Here is a 14,855-nt window from a genome sequence, read left to right on the forward strand (position 1 = left end):
TCTAGTCCGATGAGCAATTTAAAGATCTTCAACACGCTGGCACGCGAAAAGCAGTCGTTCAAACCCATTGAGGCGGGCAAGGTCCGGATGTATGTCTGTGGCATGACCGTTTACGACTACTGCCACGTGGGCCACGGCCGCATGCTGATGGCGTTCGACGTCATTTACCGCTGGTTGAAGGCATCGGGCTACGACGTGCGCTATGCGCGCAATATCACCGACATCGATGACAAGATCATCAAGCGTGCGGTCGAGAATAACGAGACGATTGGCCAACTGACTGGCCGCTTCATCAAGTACATGGATGAAGATTGCGAAGCCCTGGGCATCCTGAATCCGACCGACGTGCCGAAGGCGACCGAATACGTGCCGCAGATGCTGGGCATTATCGAGAAGCTGGAAGCCAAGGACCTGGCCTACAAGGCTGCCGATGGCGACGTTAACTACGCTGTGCGCCAGTTCGAAGGCTACGGCAAGCTGTCGGGCAAGTCGCTGGACGACCTGCGCGCGGGTGAGCGCGTGGACGTCAACACCGGCAAGCGCGATCCGCTGGATTTCGTGCTGTGGAAGGCCGCCAAGGAATCCGAGCCGGAAGAGGTGAAGTGGGATTCCAAGTGGGGCAAGGGCCGTCCGGGCTGGCACATCGAGTGCTCGGCCATGTCGTGCTCCCTGCTGGGCGAGACCTTCGATATCCACGGCGGCGGCGCTGACCTGCAGTTCCCGCACCACGAAAACGAAATTGCGCAGTCGGAAGGCGCTTCCGGCAAGACGCTGGCCAACTACTGGGTTCATAACGGTTTCGTGCGCGTGGACGGCGAGAAGATGTCCAAATCGCTGGGCAATTTCTTCACCATCCGCGAAGTTCTGAAGCAGTTCGATGCGGAAGTGGTGCGTTTCTTCATCCTGCGCGCCCACTACCGCAGCCCGCTGAACTATTCGGACGTGCACCTGGAAGACGCGCGCGGCGCGCTCACCCGCCTGTACACGGCGCTGGATGGCGTGGAAGGTGACGGCCAGCCGCTGGACTGGAACGAAGACAATGCCAAGCGCTTTGCCGAGGCAATGGATGACGACTTCAACACCCCGATCGCGGTGTCGGTGCTGTTCGACCTGGCTTCGGACGTGAATAAGACCAAGTCGCCGGCCGCGGTGCGCCAGCTGAAAGGCCTGGCCGCTATCCTGGGCCTGCTGGAGCGCAGCCCTGAGGAATACCGCAAGGCCGCACCGAAAGGAGCGGAAGGCGAGGGCATGGGCGAAGCGGCCATCGAAGCCGCCATTGCGACCCGTGCCGCAGCCAAGAAGTCGCGCGACTTCGCCACTGCCGACAAGGTGCGTGCAGACCTGCTGGCGGCCGGCATCGTCCTCGAAGACAAGCCTGACGGCACCACGAACTGGCGCCGCGCGTAATGGTTCTATCCAGGGATAACGGGGATCAGGCCCCGGTGCCGCCGTATTGGGAGGAAGCCAAGGCAGAGCTCATGAAGCGAGATCGCATCATGAACCGCCTGATTCCCCAATTTGGCGATTTGCACCTGGTCGGCCATGACGACCCGTTCATCACCCTGGCGCGCGCCATCGTCAACCAGCAGGTCACGACCCAGGTCGCCAATGCGGCGTGGGCCAAGCTGCTGGAAATCTGTCCCAAATTCACCCCGGTGGCCGTGCAAAAGGCCGGCGCCGCTGCGCTGGCAGGCTGCGGCCTCTCAAAGCGCAAGGCCGAGTACATCCTGGACCTGGCCGACCATTTCAAGAACAAGAAGGTCCATGCCGCCCAATGGGCGCAGATGGATGACGAAGCGGTGATCGCTGAGCTGGTTCAAATTCGCGGCATTACGCGCTGGACAGCGGAGATGTTTTTGATATTTAATTTGCTCCGACCCAACGTGCTGCCGCTTGATGACAGCCGGCTGATCAGTGGGATCAGCCAGAATTATTTTTCCGGGGAGCCCGTGTCGCGTAGCGATGCGCGCGAGGTTTCGGCCAACTGGGAACCCTTCCGGACGGTCGCGACGTGGTATTTATGGCGTAGCCTTGATCCGGTTCCGGTAAAATAGCGCAAATTCTCACCGGCAACCGCCAAAAGCAGTGTTGTCGGAGAAGCAAAAAACCTTGGAGGTACAATGATTAAAACGACTTTCCTCAATTTTGAGCAACCGATCGCGGAACTGGATTCCAAGATTGAAGAGCTGCGTTTCGTACAAGACGATTCGGCCGTCGACATTTCCGAAGAAATCGACCGCCTGGCCAAGAAGAGCCAACAGCTGACCAAAGACATTTACGCCAAGTTGACTCCTTGGCAAGTTTCCCAGATTGCCCGCCACCCACAACGTCCATACACCATGGACTATGTGAACGAAATCTTCACCGACTTCCACGAACTGCACGGCGACCGCACGTATGCGGACGACCAGTCCATCGTGGGCGGCTTCGCCCGTTTCAACGGCCAGCCATGCATGGTGATCGGCCACCAGAAGGGCCGCGATACCAAAGAACGCGCCATGCGCAACTTCGGCATGCCGAAACCGGAAGGCTACCGCAAGGCCATGCGCCTGATGAAGCTGGCCGAGAAGTTCAACCTGCCTATTTTCACCTTCGTTGACACCCCTGGCGCATTCCCTGGTATTGACGCGGAAGAACGCGGCCAGTCGGAAGCGATCGGCCATAACCTGTATGTGATGGCGGAACTGAAAGTGCCGCTGATCGCCACCATCATCGGCGAAGGCGGTTCCGGCGGCGCGCTGGCGATTGCCGTTGGCGATTCCGTGCTGATGCTGCAGTACGCGACTTACTCGGTGATTTCGCCTGAGGGTTGCGCTTCGATCCTGTGGAAGACTTCCGAGCGCGCATCCGATGCGGCTGAAGCGCTGGGCTTGACCGCGCACCGCCTGAAGGCCATGGGCCTGGTCGACAAGATCATCAACGAGCCATTGGGTGGCGCTCACCGCGATCCGAAGGAAATGGCCAAGCTGCTGAAGCGCGCGCTGGCGGATTCGCTGCGCCAGTTCCAGGGCGTGAAGACCAAGGACCTGCTGGCTGCTCGTCACGAAAAGCTGATGAGCTACGGTAAGTTCAAAGAGACTACTGCTTCCGAATAAAACCTGTAAAGCGGTGTCTGACCCGCAGGGTCAGACACCGGACACGCGGCCGCCGCGTCTTAGGTGCCTGACCCTGCGGGTCAGGCACCGGTTTACCGGTTTTGAATTATGCGCGCCCAACAAATCCTCCTGCAATCCCTCGCCGAACTCCCGCAAGGCCCGATCGCCATCGCCTACAGCGGAGGCCTGGACAGCAGCGCCTTGCTGCACCTGGCTGCAGCGAGCGGCCGCAAACTGTACGCCTTCCACATCCACCACGGCCTGAGCCCCAACGCCGACGCCTGGGAAGCCCACGCCCGCGCCGAATGCGAACGCCTGAACATCGCCTTCGCCAGCCGCCGCGTCACCCTCGACGACCGCAGCGAAGCCTCCGCCCGCAAGGCCCGTTACGCAGCCTTGGGAGCACTCTGCACTGAGCACAGCGTGCACCTGCTCCTGACCGCCCACCACCTGGACGACCAGGCAGAAACCATCCTGCTGCAACTGCTGCGCGGCGCCGGTCCGGCCGGCATGTCCGGCATGGATGCCTTCAATCGCGCCCCAACGTTGCTCGGCACCCCTGACGTGCTACTGGCCCGCCCGCTGCTGCAAGCCAGCCGTGCCGATCTCGAAGGATACGTGCGCGAAAACGCCATTGCCCACATCGAAGACGAGTCCAACGCCGACACGCGCTACGCCCGCAACGCCTTGCGCCATGAAGTCATGCCGCGCCTGGCCGAAGCCTTCCCCGGGTACCAGGAGCGCTTCGCCCGCAGCGCGCGCCACGCGCAATCCGCGCAGCGCCTGCTGACCGAGCAGGCCGCCGAAGACCTGCGCGCCTGCCTGGCCGGCGAGGACAGCCTCGACATGGCCAAGGTCCGTACGCTCAGCGCCGACCGCACCTCCAACCTGCTGCGCCATTGGTTCGCCGAGCGCGGCATCCGCCTGCCATCGGCCAGCTGGCTGGCCGAAATGCAGGAGCAGGCCCTGACCGCGCGCGACGACGCCAACCTCAAGGTTACCCATCCCGACTGCGAAGTGCGGCGCCACCGCGACCGCCTCTACCTCGTGCCGCGCAAACCCGAGGCCGACGCCGGGCAGCGCGCAAGCTTCCGCTGGAACGGAGAGGGCAGCATCGACTTCCCGGCCTTTGGCGGCACGCTGCATGTTGAGCTGGCGCCGGTCGGCCTCGACCCCGACTGGCTGCGCCAGCAAATGCTGACGATCGAACTGCGCAAGGGCGGCGAAAAGCTCAAGCCCGCCCGCAACCGCCCCACGCGCACACTCAAGCAGCACTACCAGACCTTGGGCATCCCAGCCTGGGAGCGCGAGCGCCTGCCCATGGTATCGATTCCCGGCGATATCCTGTATGCCGCCGGTATCGGCATGGATTGCCGCAAACTGAGCTCGGGCGCCGGGCATCGTTTGGTGTTTCGCTGGGAAACCAAATAATTTTTGCCGACACCTGTCTAGACATATGAACTTATGCCAATTAGGTATGAGTGTATGAGCTTTTTGACTTGAGATTTTGCAACGCAGCATGTAGAGTAAAGGGCTCCCTTTATCACATCAATGCGGAAAAATCAGCATGGCTTTAATCGTTCACAAGTACGGCGGCACGTCGATGGGCTCGACGGAACGCATCAAGAACGTCGCGCGTCGCGTCGCCAAATGGCACGACGCGGGACACCAGGTGGTCGTAGTGCCGTCGGCAATGTCCGGCGAAACCAACCGCCTGATTGCCCTGGCCAAGGAAATCCAGAACCCGCCCGACCCACGTGAACTGGACATGATTGCCTCCACCGGCGAACAAGTGTCCGTGGGCCTGCTGTCGATGGCGCTGCAAGCGATCGGCAAGGACGCCATTTCCTACACCGGCTGGCAAGTAGCGATTAAAACCGACTCCGCCTTCACCAAAGCCCGCATCCAGTCGATCGAAGACGGCCGCGTGCGCGAAGACCTGGACAAGGGCCGCATTGTGATCATTACCGGCTTCCAGGGCGTGGACGAGAACGACAACATCGCCACCCTGGGCCGCGGCGGTTCCGATACTTCGGCCGTGGCGATTGCCGCCGCGCTGAAGGCTGACGAATGCCTGATCTACACCGACGTCGACGGCGTCTACACCACCGATCCGCGCGTGGTGTCCGAAGCGCGCCGCCTGAAGGCGATCACGTTTGAAGAGATGCTGGAACTGGCTTCGCTGGGCTCCAAAGTCCTGCAAACCCGCTCGGTGGAATTCGCCGGCAACTACCGCGTACCGACCCGCGTGCTGTCCTCGCTGACCGATCCGCTGATGGATCTGGCAGAAGAAGCCAACTCGGGCACCCTGATTTCGTTTGAGGAAGACCAAAACATGGAACAAGCAGTCATCTCCGGCATCGCCTTCAACCGCGACGAAGCCAAAATCACCGTCCTGGGCGTGCCAGACCGTCCAGGCATCGCTTACCACATCCTGGGCCCGGTGGCCGAAGCCAATGTCGAAGTCGACATGATCATCCAGAACCAGGCAGTGGACGGCAAGACCGACTTCACCTTCACCGTGTCGCGCAACGACTACCAGAAGGCGATGGACGTGCTGCACAACGAAAAGGGCGAGATCGGCCACCACACCCTGGTGGGCGACGCCAAAGTGTCCAAGATCTCCGTGGTCGGCGTGGGCATGCGTTCGCACGTCGGCGTGGCTTCCCAGATGTTCAAGACCCTGGCGGAAGAGGGCATCAACATCATGATGATCTCCACCTCCGAGATCAAGATTTCCGTCCTGATCGACGAGAAGTACATGGAGCTGGCCGTGCGCGCCCTGCACAAGGCATTTGAACTGGAAAAAGAATAAATATTTCCAAAAAAACTTCCGTATTATCCTTGACCAAAGCGGTATCGGTCTTTAATATTGCGGTCGCGTTGACGCAGTAACAGTTCAACGAGGAGGCGTGGCCGAGTGGCCGAAGGCACTTCCCTGCTAAGGAAGCATACGGGCAAAACCTGTATCGTGGGTTCGAATCCCACCGCCTCCGCCAGATTCAAGCGAAAAGCCCCGAGGAAACTCGGGGCTTTTTGTTTTCATACTCAACAAAAGGAATGATATGAAGTTGATCTCTGCAATCTTGCTTGCCGCCTCGCTTGCAGTGAGCGCCCATGCAGCCAATCCGAATCCCGATGCCAAGCAGGTCAAGGCCACGCACGACCTCCTGGTGGCGATGCAAGCCGAGAAAATGATGCGCATGACCGCAGGCATGAGCCGCTACGCATCGGAGGCGGAGCGCAACCGGGTGATGGACAAAGTGATGGCAACGCCGGCGGAAATCATCTACGCGGGACTGGCAACGCCTGTGGCCCGCCTTCTCAGCCCGGAGACAGTGACCGAGATGACGCGCTTCTACGAGTCCAGCTACGGCAAGAAGTCGCTGGACAGCATCTACAACAGCGGCGCCCAGCTTTACCCGGCAGTTCCCAAGGCAACGCCCGCCGAGCAGGCCGCGATGAAAAAACCTGCCTACATCAAGGCCGACCGCGAATTCAAGGAGAACGAGCAGGCGATTCGCCACGAAGTGTTCGTGCTGCTGAAACAAATCATCAACCCGAAGAAGTAGGCCCTTGATGGGGCGCTTGCCGGGTGCGAAAATCGCGCGGCACAGCGTTCCTTTTCAAACATTCGTGAGATTTTAAATGGCAGTTTCCAAAACCCGTCTCGATGCATCCCGCTTCTTCCTCCGCCTCGCCATTGGCGGCATGGCCATCCTCATGGGCTTCCAGGCCCTGCGGCATTCCGGCTTCCCATCCAGCCTTAACGGTGCCGGCTATTGGGCCTTGCACCTGACCGAGATGCTGTGCGGCGCACTGATCATGATCGGCCTCCTGATGCCTTACGCCAGTGCAGTCCTGACCCTGGTAGTGGGCTTGCCGATCGTGCTTGGCTGGATTCACGGCGCGCCCGTCCTGGGCAACCTGCATGCCCTGTTCCTCTTGCTCGTCGTGACTGCAACCGCGCTTGGCGGTGCAGGGCAGTGGTCGCTCGGCAAAGACTGAGGATTCTGCGCTATGCTGGAGTGATGCATTGGAAGTCACTCCTGGTTTGCTTACTCGCCGCACCGTGGGCGCGGGCGGAGACTATTACGCTCAGTAACGGCGAGTGGTTGCCTTACCTGTCCGAGACTTTGCCGCATTACGGCGCCGTGTCGCGCATCGTGTCCGAAGCGTTCGCGCTGGAAGGCATTACCGTCAAATATGTGTTCCGCCCCTGGCCGCGCGCTTATGCTGAAGCGCAGCGTGGGCTGGTCAACGGCTCGGTGGTCTGGAGCGTGGGGCCGTTGACGACTGAGCGGGCACGCGAATTCCTGTCCAGCGACACCGTGCTGGAAGCCCAGTCGGTGTTTTTCCTTCGCAAAGGCTACAACTTTACCTGGACCAAGGATGCCGACCTGGCCGGCCTGCGTATCGGCGGCGTGGCCGGCTACGAATACCGCTTCGAGGAAGTGCCGGGTGTTCGCCTGGACCGCGCCTCCACCGAAGAACTCAACTTGCGCAAACTGCTGGCCGGGCGCGTGGATGTCGTTCCTGCCAGCCTTGATGTGGGCCGCTACATCCTGCGCACGAAATTCAAACCGGAAGAAGCCGCCGGCATTACCGTGGCGCCGGGACGCTACAACAGCACCCAATACCGCCTGATCATGCGGCGGGCCGACGCCGAAAATGCCGGCTACATCGAGCGTTTCAACCGTGGGTTGCGTAAGCTGAAGGAATCGGGCAAGTACGACCAACACATGGCCGACCTGGCCGCCGGGCGATACTGATCGTGGCGCTACTTGCTGGAAATAAATAACTGTATATAATCACAGTATTTTCAGCAAGCTAACACTGGAGCCGCGATGATCGATGAATTGATGGAAGAGGAAGTGCTGGTGCAGGAAGACCGCGTCTGGCAGGACAACGGCTGGACTGCGCGCGTCATCAAGAATGAAGATGACGATGGCTGGGCGGTGGCGATGATCAAGGATGGCGAGGCGGAACCGGCGCTGGTCGGTCCCTGGACCATGGGCCGCGACAAGAAGAACCCGAAGCCGCTGGATGTGAATGCCTTCAACACCCTGGTGAAGACCGCCAGTGAAGTGATCCGCCGCCACGAGCAGCAACTGCACGCCCAACTGCACCGCAGCGTGCGCGTCCACACCGAGGGCGCCGCCTACATCACCGTCAACCTCGACATCACTCCGGATGAAGACGATCCCTTCGCAACCCTGACCGCCTTCGATCCATTCGGCGAAGAACAGGCACAAGTGCGCGTGGCGCCGAATTTCAAGCTGAGCGTTGCAAGCGCGACGGCGTGGATGGAATCGGGATACCGCAAGCCTTCCGCGTGAAAAAAAATCATGTGCGCCGATAGTCCATTCGTGACAAAGCGCGCACTTTGCAGGCCCTTCCACGGCTAAGCTGGAAGGGTTTGCGCGAACTCAATTGCAGACGATCTTTGTGACGATATAGTCGCCTGACGCCGTCGTGGCGTTCACTTTGATTAGGAGGCTCAGCATGATCGCAAGCTCCAGCAGCAAAGTCGTCCAACTCGGTTCGTACAAGGCATCCAGGCGAAACAACTCGATCTCCGGCTTATCGTCGGGGGCATTCATGACGGTACAGCTTCACCTGGCCCATTCGTCAAGCTTCGCGGGCGCGGGCATCATTGCAGGCGGGCCGTTCCGGTGCGCGGAGGTGTTCCGGCCGGACGACATGATGACTGCCGAAGATGCTTGCATTGAGAACTCGCTGTACATCTGCATGAATCCACTGATCCCGCAGGTGTCGCCGGATGCGCAAAAGCTCGCAGACATGGCCCGGCTGACGGCAAAGGCAGGGATGATCGATGCGGTGACCAATCTTGCCGACGATCGCCTCTACATCTTCACCGGCAGCGCGGACGACGTGGTCGATTCGGACGTGGTGGCGCGGACCCGCAAGTTCTATGAGCTGCTTGGCGTGAAGCCGGCAAATATCCGTTACGTCGATAATGTGCCCGCAGGGCACAGCATCATCACCGACAACCCGGAGGATTCGGGCCTGTCCACCAACCAGCCGCCCTACATCAATAATGGCGGCTTCATGCAATCGCACGACATCCTGCGCCATATCTACAGCGACCTGCAGCCCGCGGCGGAAAGCCTTTCCGGCCAATTGCTGCGATTCGACCAGACCGAATTCTTTGCCGACGCGACTGACCGGGCCAGCATGAGCCAGTTCGGCTATATCTACATCCCGTCCAACGTCGCGGCAGGGAAGGTGAAAGAGCCGCGCGTGCACATCGCGCTGCATGGCTGCAAGCAGGGCTACAACTACACCGATTACGTCAACGGCCGCGCCGATATCGCCAACCAGCCGCCGTACGGCAACCGCTATTTCACCACCACCGGCTACAACCACATCGCGGAGAGCAACGACATCATCGTGCTGTATCCACAGGCCGAGGGTACGGACAATGACGCCGTGCAGAACCCGGATGGTTGCTGGGATTGGTGGGGTTATACCAGCGCTAATCCGCAAGCTCCCGACTACTATTCGCGCGAAGCGGTGCAGATCAAGGCGATCCACGCCATGCTCGACCGTCTTTGCGCCTGAGCGACCCTGGAGGACGATATGAGCAAACTTCCCGTTTCCGTCGGTTTGAAGTCGATCGATAAGCCAGGCGTTCCCGCCTTGCGCGAGTCCCGGGCCATCGCGCCGCTGGCTGTCTCAATCAAGGCCGGCAGGCTGGCGCAGCGGCAGGCATCGCGCATGCTGCACAACAGCGTATTGTCGGCGGGGCTGGCGAGCCGCTTCGGTGATCCGCAGGTCTGGAGCGAATGGCTGCAGCTGCAGGCGGCCGTCATGCAGCGCCTGCACCAGCAGAACCTCGATTGGCGCCAGGGCTGCGCCATCCTGGCCGAGGACTATGCCCTGATCCGCCATGCCAACACCATGTCCAAGATGGTGGAAAAGCAGGGCAACTTCTTTTCGCAATGGACGCTGCTGTTGACCAACCAGGCGACCAGCCTGTTTGAGCTGATGGAGAACATCCACGTCGATTACGGATATTGGGCGAGCCAGAAGACTTCAATCGAAGCAAGCTAGGCGTTATTGACAAGCTAATATCCGGCGACTTTCAGTTTCCGGATTTTAGATGCGTTACTTGTTCCTTGCCCTGATCGGCAAGGGACGGCTCACATCCGAAAAGGCCGTTGAAATGGACGCCTCCGGAAAGGCGATCCGGCTGGCCGATTCCGGTCGACGCCACGCCGGTCGCTGTGCGCGACAATCAGCTGATGTTCGAATATGGCGATAAGCGCTATTGGGTCGAGCCGGACGGAAAAGTCCAGCGCGCAGGCAAGCTTTCGCTGCCTGCGGTGACGGAAACGCAGTGCAAGACCGCCATTGAGTTCAAGGACGCCGACTACGTTCATTGCGAGGCGTTTCCCGATATGGGGACGCGCGCGCCGCGAACGATCGCTTATGAAGGCGCCTGCGCCTAGAAGCCCAGCGAATAGCCTAGTGTTACGCTGCGTCCACGTCCTGCGAAATAGCGGGCCGGTTCAACCAGGGCGCTTTGCGAATAGTAAGTGATGTAGTCCTTGTCGAACAGGTTGGCGATGCCGACGCGCAGCTCACCTTTACCCAGCTTGTAGCCGAGGGATGCGTCGGCCAGCGTATAGCCGCTGAATTCCTTGGCCGGATCGTCGAAGCTCTGGTTGAAGGCGTGCTGCACCTGGACGAAGGTGGACAGCTTGTCGCTCCAGTCGGCGCTCCAGCTTGCGATCAGGCGGTTGGGAGCCACGTTCAAGCCGTCCAGCTTAGCATCCAGGCTGCCGTCGCTGTTGCTGTCGTAGCGGCCCTTGGTGTAGGCGTAGGCAATGCTGGCGCGGTGCGCTTTGCTGAAGCGGTAGGTTGCGCTGGCATCATAGCCCTCCAGGCGCGTCTTCTCGCGCGCCATGTTGAAGACACCATTGACCGAAATCACGCGCGCGCCGAAATCGGAGTCGGAGCGGTAGTACGCGGCGTCCAGGTCCCAGTCGCCATTGCGCACGCGGGTGCCAAGCTCGATGCCCTCGGTCAGGATCGGCTCCAGGTTGCGCATACTGCTGATCTTCTGTCCGGGCGTGTTGATGGAACGCAGGGTGCGGCCGATGTCCGGCAGGCCGAAGCCTTCGGAATAGCTGGCATAGATGGTGACGTCCTTGGCGGGCGTGAGCACCAGGCCCGCGTTGGCCAGCGTTTCATTGAACTTGATCTTGCCGCCTTCGACGAAGGTATTGTTGTATGCGGCGAGCGTGCGGTAGCTGTCCACCTTCAGGTCGGCGTTTTCGCGGCGTACGCCGGCATGCAGGGTGAGGGTGTCGAACACCTTGTATTCGCCCTGGAGGAACAGCGAAAGATTGGTGTACTTCGATTCGGGCACGAAGGTGCGGCCGGTCAGGTACATGTCCTGTTTGCCTTTGTCGGACAGGGTATCGAAGCCTACGGTCAGCTTCATGCGGCCGTCAAGCAGGCCAGCCTTGGTCAGGCCGGTCTTGCTGCCGAACTTGGAAGCGACGGCGCGCGACTGATCGTATAAAGTGCCGCGCGGTGCGATCTTCACGTCCTGGAACGTAGCTGATCTGTCGGCGCCGAACAGGCCGACGAATTCCTGGTTGAAGACCATGGCGGACAATTCCATGCCCGCCAAATCGAAGTGGTTGTAGCTGGCGCTGCTGGTCGACACGTCGTTCCAGGCCGGAACGCCGGGCGGCGTGCCTTCCACCGAAGTGGAAGGAAAGCCGCGCGTGCGGTCGCCGGCCACGCCGAGGTAGCTGGCCTTTGACTTGATGCGGTAGCGGTTGACGGAGAACTGCAGCTTTTGCTGGTCGTCCGGACGGTAGCCGATCTTGGCCAGCACGTCGTAGCTGCGTGAGTCCATCAGGTCGCCCTGGGTGACGTCGACGCCGATGCTGCGGCCTTTGCCGTCCAGGTAAAGGCCCTGGTCTTCATAGGAAGCGGCGAACAGGTAGTCCAGCTTGTCCAGCCGGCCGTCAATGCGGTAGCTGGTCTTGTAGTTCAGGGTGTCGCCTTCGACATGCGTGGTCGGCGCGGTGACCTGCACGTCGACATGCTGGTTCATCGTTCCTTTTTCCGGGCGGCGCGTGATGATGTTGATGGTGCCGCCGGTTGCACCGAGGCCGTTGATGGCGTTCGGGCCCTGTACGATTTCGATGCGCTCTACCATGGAGTAGTCGATGGTGTGGGCTTCGCGGCCGGTCGGACGCACCGGATTCGATTGCGGCACGCCGTCGACCAGGATCAGCGGCGTGCGGCCTCGCAGCGTTTCGCCGGAGCCGTTCATCTTGCCGCGACTGGGCGTGTACGAGGGCAGGATGCTGCTCAATACATCGGACGAATTGCCCGAAATGGCCAACTGCCGTTCGATCTCCTTGCGGGTAATGACCACCACCGTTTGCGGCGCCTTGTCCGCTGCGACATTCGAGCGGGAAGCCTGGATGACGACGGTTTCGATAACGGGATCTTGCTGGTCCTGGCCCTTGGTTTGCGCCTGCGCTTGTGCGGACAGGCCAAACAGGACGGCTGCGGCCAGCGGGCGGTATTTGAACGGGAATGGCTGGTACGACTGCACTGGGAGCTCCTTGACGACTTGCGATGACCAAGGGCTGGCAGGTTGCTGGCTGAGGTGAGAATGTTTCTCATTATCATTCGCGCAAGCTGCTGCTGTCAACGCCGAGTGCGCGGGCCCCAGCCTGAAATATCGTTGTACGGCTCGGTGAATTTCGCAATTGTTTGGCGTGTGCCGTTGCTTGCACAATCCAGCCTACCGCCAATCTTGCCCCGAATCGACATGATAAAAACATCCTTGCCTGTAGCGCTGATCGCGTCCGCATTCTTGCCGCCGGCTTGCGCCGCGGCTGCACCGTTAATCGTTTCGTCGCCGGATGGGCGAACGGCAATCCGGATCGAACGGGATGCCAGCCGCTTCAGCGTTTCACGCGGCGGACAGGCGGTGATTGCGCCGTCGCCGATCGGACTGGAGTTCGATGGCGTCCCTGAACTGGGCGCGCTCGTGCTGGAAAAGCGCAAGGACGTCAAAGTCGACCAGGTCATTCCGCTGATCGCTACCAAGTCGGCGCAAGCGGCGGACCGTTATCGCGGTGCGACGCTGGTGTTCCGCGAGCGGGGAGCTGCAGGGCGCCGCTTGTCGATCGACCTGCGGGCTTATAACGACGGCGTGGCCTTCCGATACCGTATCGATAGTACTGAGCCGGTGCGGCTGCGCGGGGAAAAGACGGCCTTCGTTCCGGCAGGCGATCCGGAATGCCTGGTGACTGTAGCGGACCGGGCACACGAAGCATCGTTCGAGCGCATGCAGCTGTCGCAACTGCGCGCCGGGCAGGCGTACGACGTGCCGGTAGTGTGCACCGCGCCTTCCAGCGGAACCGCCTACGCCATCACGCAGTCGAACCTGGGCGGCTACACCGGCGCATCGCTTGTCCGCGAGGGCAATGCCCTGAAGCTGCGGCTGTCGGCGCCTCCGGAGCGCAGCGCGCCGGCCTTCGTCTCGCAGGCAGGACTGGCCACCGCCTGGCGCGTCGTGATGATGGGAGACCGCGTCGGCGACTTGATCGGCTCGCACCTGGTCGGCAACCTGAATCCGGCGCCGGCAGGGGACTTCAGCTGGGTCAAGCCGGGCAAGGCAGCCTGGGACTGGTATTCGGGCCCATTGGCCGGCATGAAGCCGGACATGGCGAGCTATAAGCGCTTCATCGATTTCGCCGCCGCCGCAGGATTGCCGTACTACCTGATCGATGCCGGCTGGGCGATGGGCAGCGGCCCGGAATGCTGGATAGCGCTGCCGGGCACCGATATCACCCGCGCGGCGGATGGCATCGATATGCCGGAACTGGTGCGCTATGCGGCCGCCAAAGGCGTGGGCCTGATTTTGTGGGCCCACTGGGAGCACGTGGCGCAGCGCATGGATGAAGTGCTGGACACCTATGCCCGCTGGGGCATCAAGGGCGTCAAGATTGATTTCATGAACCGGGACGACCAGGATATTGTGGCGTACTACTACCGGGTCGCGGAGGCGACGGCCAGGCGCAAGCTGCTACTGGACCTGCACGGCGCCTATGTCCCGGCCGGCTTGCAGCGCACCTATCCGAATTTCATTACCCAGGAAGGCGTGCGCGGCGCCGAGTGGAACAAGATGGACAAGAGCATCACGCCCCGTCATAACCTGATGCTGCCCTATACCCGCATGCTGGCCGGGCCGATGGATTACACGCCGGGCGGCTTCCGCAACGGCACGCCTGCCAGCTTCGCCGTGCGCGAGGTGAACCCGCAGGCGCAAACCACGCGGGGCCAGGCGCTGGCCATGTACGTGGTGTACGACAGCCCTCTGCAGATGGTGTCGGACGATCCCGGCGCATACCAGGATGCCGACGGCTTCGATTTCGTGCAGCGCGTGCCGACCGCCTGGGACGACACGCGCTTCCTGTCCGGCACGCCGGGCCAGGACATCGTGCTGGCGCGGCGCAAAGGCGACAGCTGGTACCTGGGGGCGATGAGCGCGGAAGAGGGCGAGCGGGTCGAGCGCGTGGCGCTCGGCTTCCTGCCAGAAGGCCGCTACCGCGCCACCGTGTGGCAAGACGGCGACGCGCCGAACGCGGTGCATCGCGTTGTGCGCGAGGTGACTTCACGCGATGTGCTGTCGCTGCGGCTGGCAGGGGCTGGCGGCGCGGTTGCGATCATCGAGCGCTTGCCTTGAGCAAAGGCAGC

General features: G+C 61.3%; 15 protein-coding genes and 1 tRNA gene. 14 read left to right on the forward strand and 2 right to left on the reverse strand.

From position 1 onward, the window contains the following. Window positions 1-9: 9 nt before the first annotated feature. The 10 genes from cysS to ACN9MY_RS14070 all read left to right on the forward strand — a co-directional run bounded on the left by cysS (window position 10) and on the right by ACN9MY_RS14070 (window position 8,434). Window positions 10-1,407 (forward strand): cysteine--tRNA ligase, encoded by a 1,398-nt coding sequence (gene cysS / locus ACN9MY_RS14025; protein WP_426337488.1) that lies wholly within the window; start codon window positions 10-12, stop codon window positions 1,405-1,407. Continuing rightward, entirely contained in the window at window positions 1,407-2,054 is a 648-nt protein-coding gene (locus ACN9MY_RS14030; protein WP_426337489.1) for a DNA-3-methyladenine glycosylase family protein, read from the forward strand. The genes cysS and ACN9MY_RS14030 overlap by 1 nt, the downstream gene beginning before the upstream one ends. 66 nt (window positions 2,055-2,120) lie before the next feature. Then, complete coding sequence (locus ACN9MY_RS14035; RefSeq protein WP_426171507.1) at window positions 2,121-3,095, forward strand: acetyl-CoA carboxylase carboxyltransferase subunit alpha; 975 nt, start codon at window positions 2,121-2,123, stop codon at window positions 3,093-3,095. Window positions 3,096-3,203: 108 nt separating this feature from the next. Continuing rightward, window positions 3,204-4,526 carry a tRNA lysidine(34) synthetase TilS gene (tilS, locus tag ACN9MY_RS14040; protein WP_426337490.1) on the forward strand — a complete coding sequence of 441 codons (1,323 nt, stop codon included), beginning with the start codon at window positions 3,204-3,206 and terminating at the stop codon, window positions 4,524-4,526. Window positions 4,527-4,662: 136 nt separating this feature from the next. Beyond that, window positions 4,663-5,910: an aspartate kinase gene (locus tag ACN9MY_RS14045; protein ID WP_426323099.1), complete on the forward strand. Its 1,248-nt coding sequence runs from the start codon at window positions 4,663-4,665 to the stop codon at window positions 5,908-5,910. Window positions 5,911-6,001: 91 nt separating this feature from the next. After that, a tRNA-Ser gene (locus ACN9MY_RS14050) sits at window positions 6,002-6,094 on the forward strand. Window positions 6,095-6,160: 66 nt separating this feature from the next. Continuing rightward, entirely contained in the window at window positions 6,161-6,667 is a 507-nt protein-coding gene (locus ACN9MY_RS14055) for a hypothetical protein (protein WP_426323101.1), read from the forward strand. Window positions 6,668-6,743: 76 nt separating this feature from the next. Further along, window positions 6,744-7,103 (forward strand): hypothetical protein, encoded by a 360-nt coding sequence (locus ACN9MY_RS14060; RefSeq protein WP_426171513.1) that lies wholly within the window; start codon window positions 6,744-6,746, stop codon window positions 7,101-7,103. Between the two features lie 107 nt (window positions 7,104-7,210). Then, entirely contained in the window at window positions 7,211-7,867 is a 657-nt protein-coding gene (locus ACN9MY_RS14065) for a substrate-binding periplasmic protein (RefSeq protein WP_426171515.1), read from the forward strand. A gap of 75 nt (window positions 7,868-7,942) precedes the next feature. After that, window positions 7,943-8,434 carry a hypothetical protein gene (locus ACN9MY_RS14070; protein WP_426323104.1) on the forward strand — a complete coding sequence of 164 codons (492 nt, stop codon included), beginning with the start codon at window positions 7,943-7,945 and terminating at the stop codon, window positions 8,432-8,434. A 90-nt stretch (window positions 8,435-8,524) separates the two neighbouring features. Here the strand turns inward: ACN9MY_RS14070 and ACN9MY_RS14075 are convergent, their stop codons facing one another. Further along, window positions 8,525-8,698 (reverse strand): hypothetical protein, encoded by a 174-nt coding sequence (locus ACN9MY_RS14075; protein ID WP_426323106.1) that lies wholly within the window; start codon window positions 8,696-8,698, stop codon window positions 8,525-8,527. Here ACN9MY_RS14075 and ACN9MY_RS14080 point away from each other — a divergent pair. From ACN9MY_RS14080 to ACN9MY_RS14090, 3 genes are all read left to right on the forward strand, one after another. Then, entirely contained in the window at window positions 8,697-9,680 is a 984-nt protein-coding gene (locus ACN9MY_RS14080; protein WP_426337491.1) for an extracellular catalytic domain type 2 short-chain-length polyhydroxyalkanoate depolymerase, read from the forward strand. The genes ACN9MY_RS14075 and ACN9MY_RS14080 overlap by 2 nt on opposite strands. An 18-nt stretch (window positions 9,681-9,698) precedes the next feature. Further along, window positions 9,699-10,172 (forward strand): hypothetical protein, encoded by a 474-nt coding sequence (locus ACN9MY_RS14085; RefSeq protein WP_426171520.1) that lies wholly within the window; start codon window positions 9,699-9,701, stop codon window positions 10,170-10,172. 107 nt (window positions 10,173-10,279) lie between these two features. Next, complete coding sequence (locus tag ACN9MY_RS14090) at window positions 10,280-10,570, forward strand: hypothetical protein (RefSeq protein WP_426171521.1); 291 nt, start codon at window positions 10,280-10,282, stop codon at window positions 10,568-10,570. On the opposite strand, the gene ACN9MY_RS14095 is transcribed toward ACN9MY_RS14090, so the two are convergent. Continuing rightward, entirely contained in the window at window positions 10,567-12,702 is a 2,136-nt protein-coding gene (locus tag ACN9MY_RS14095; protein ID WP_426171523.1) for a TonB-dependent receptor, read from the reverse strand. The genes ACN9MY_RS14090 and ACN9MY_RS14095 overlap by 4 nt on opposite strands. A 219-nt stretch (window positions 12,703-12,921) precedes the next feature. On the opposite strand from ACN9MY_RS14095, the gene ACN9MY_RS14100 reads away from it, so the two are divergent. After that, the gene (locus ACN9MY_RS14100; protein ID WP_426337492.1) at window positions 12,922-14,844 is read left to right on the forward strand and encodes a glycoside hydrolase family 97 protein; all 1,923 of its coding nucleotides are present in this window, start codon (window positions 12,922-12,924) and stop codon (window positions 14,842-14,844) included. The last annotated feature ends 11 nt before the right edge of the window (window positions 14,845-14,855 follow it).

Origin of the sequence: Pseudoduganella sp. R-31 (assembly GCF_049913235.1) — a bacterium.
Lineage (GTDB): Bacteria > Pseudomonadota > Gammaproteobacteria > Burkholderiales > Burkholderiaceae_D > Rugamonas.

Bases quoted from the DNA above. Each gene is read 5' to 3' on its own strand.
- ACN9MY_RS14045 (WP_426323099.1), top strand. From the start codon at position 4,663: ATGGCTTTAATCGTTCACAAGTACGGCGGCACGTCGATGGGCTCGACG.
- ACN9MY_RS14080 (WP_426337491.1), top strand. From the start codon at position 8,697: ATGACGGTACAGCTTCACCTGGCCCATTCGTCAAGCTTCGCGGGCGCG.
- cysS (WP_426337488.1), top strand. From the start codon at position 10: ATGAGCAATTTAAAGATCTTCAACACGCTGGCACGCGAAAAGCAGTCG.
- ACN9MY_RS14070 (WP_426323104.1), top strand. From the start codon at position 7,943: ATGATCGATGAATTGATGGAAGAGGAAGTGCTGGTGCAGGAAGACCGC.
- ACN9MY_RS14085 (WP_426171520.1), top strand. From the start codon at position 9,699: ATGAGCAAACTTCCCGTTTCCGTCGGTTTGAAGTCGATCGATAAGCCA.
- ACN9MY_RS14100 (WP_426337492.1), top strand. From the start codon at position 12,922: ATGATAAAAACATCCTTGCCTGTAGCGCTGATCGCGTCCGCATTCTTG.
- ACN9MY_RS14035 (WP_426171507.1), top strand. From the start codon at position 2,121: ATGATTAAAACGACTTTCCTCAATTTTGAGCAACCGATCGCGGAACTG.
- ACN9MY_RS14060 (WP_426171513.1), top strand. From the start codon at position 6,744: ATGGCAGTTTCCAAAACCCGTCTCGATGCATCCCGCTTCTTCCTCCGC.
- tilS (WP_426337490.1), top strand. From the start codon at position 3,204: ATGCGCGCCCAACAAATCCTCCTGCAATCCCTCGCCGAACTCCCGCAA.
- ACN9MY_RS14030 (WP_426337489.1), top strand. From the start codon at position 1,407: ATGGTTCTATCCAGGGATAACGGGGATCAGGCCCCGGTGCCGCCGTAT.
- ACN9MY_RS14055 (WP_426323101.1), top strand. From the start codon at position 6,161: ATGAAGTTGATCTCTGCAATCTTGCTTGCCGCCTCGCTTGCAGTGAGC.
- ACN9MY_RS14075 (WP_426323106.1), bottom strand. From the start codon at position 8,698: ATGAATGCCCCCGACGATAAGCCGGAGATCGAGTTGTTTCGCCTGGAT.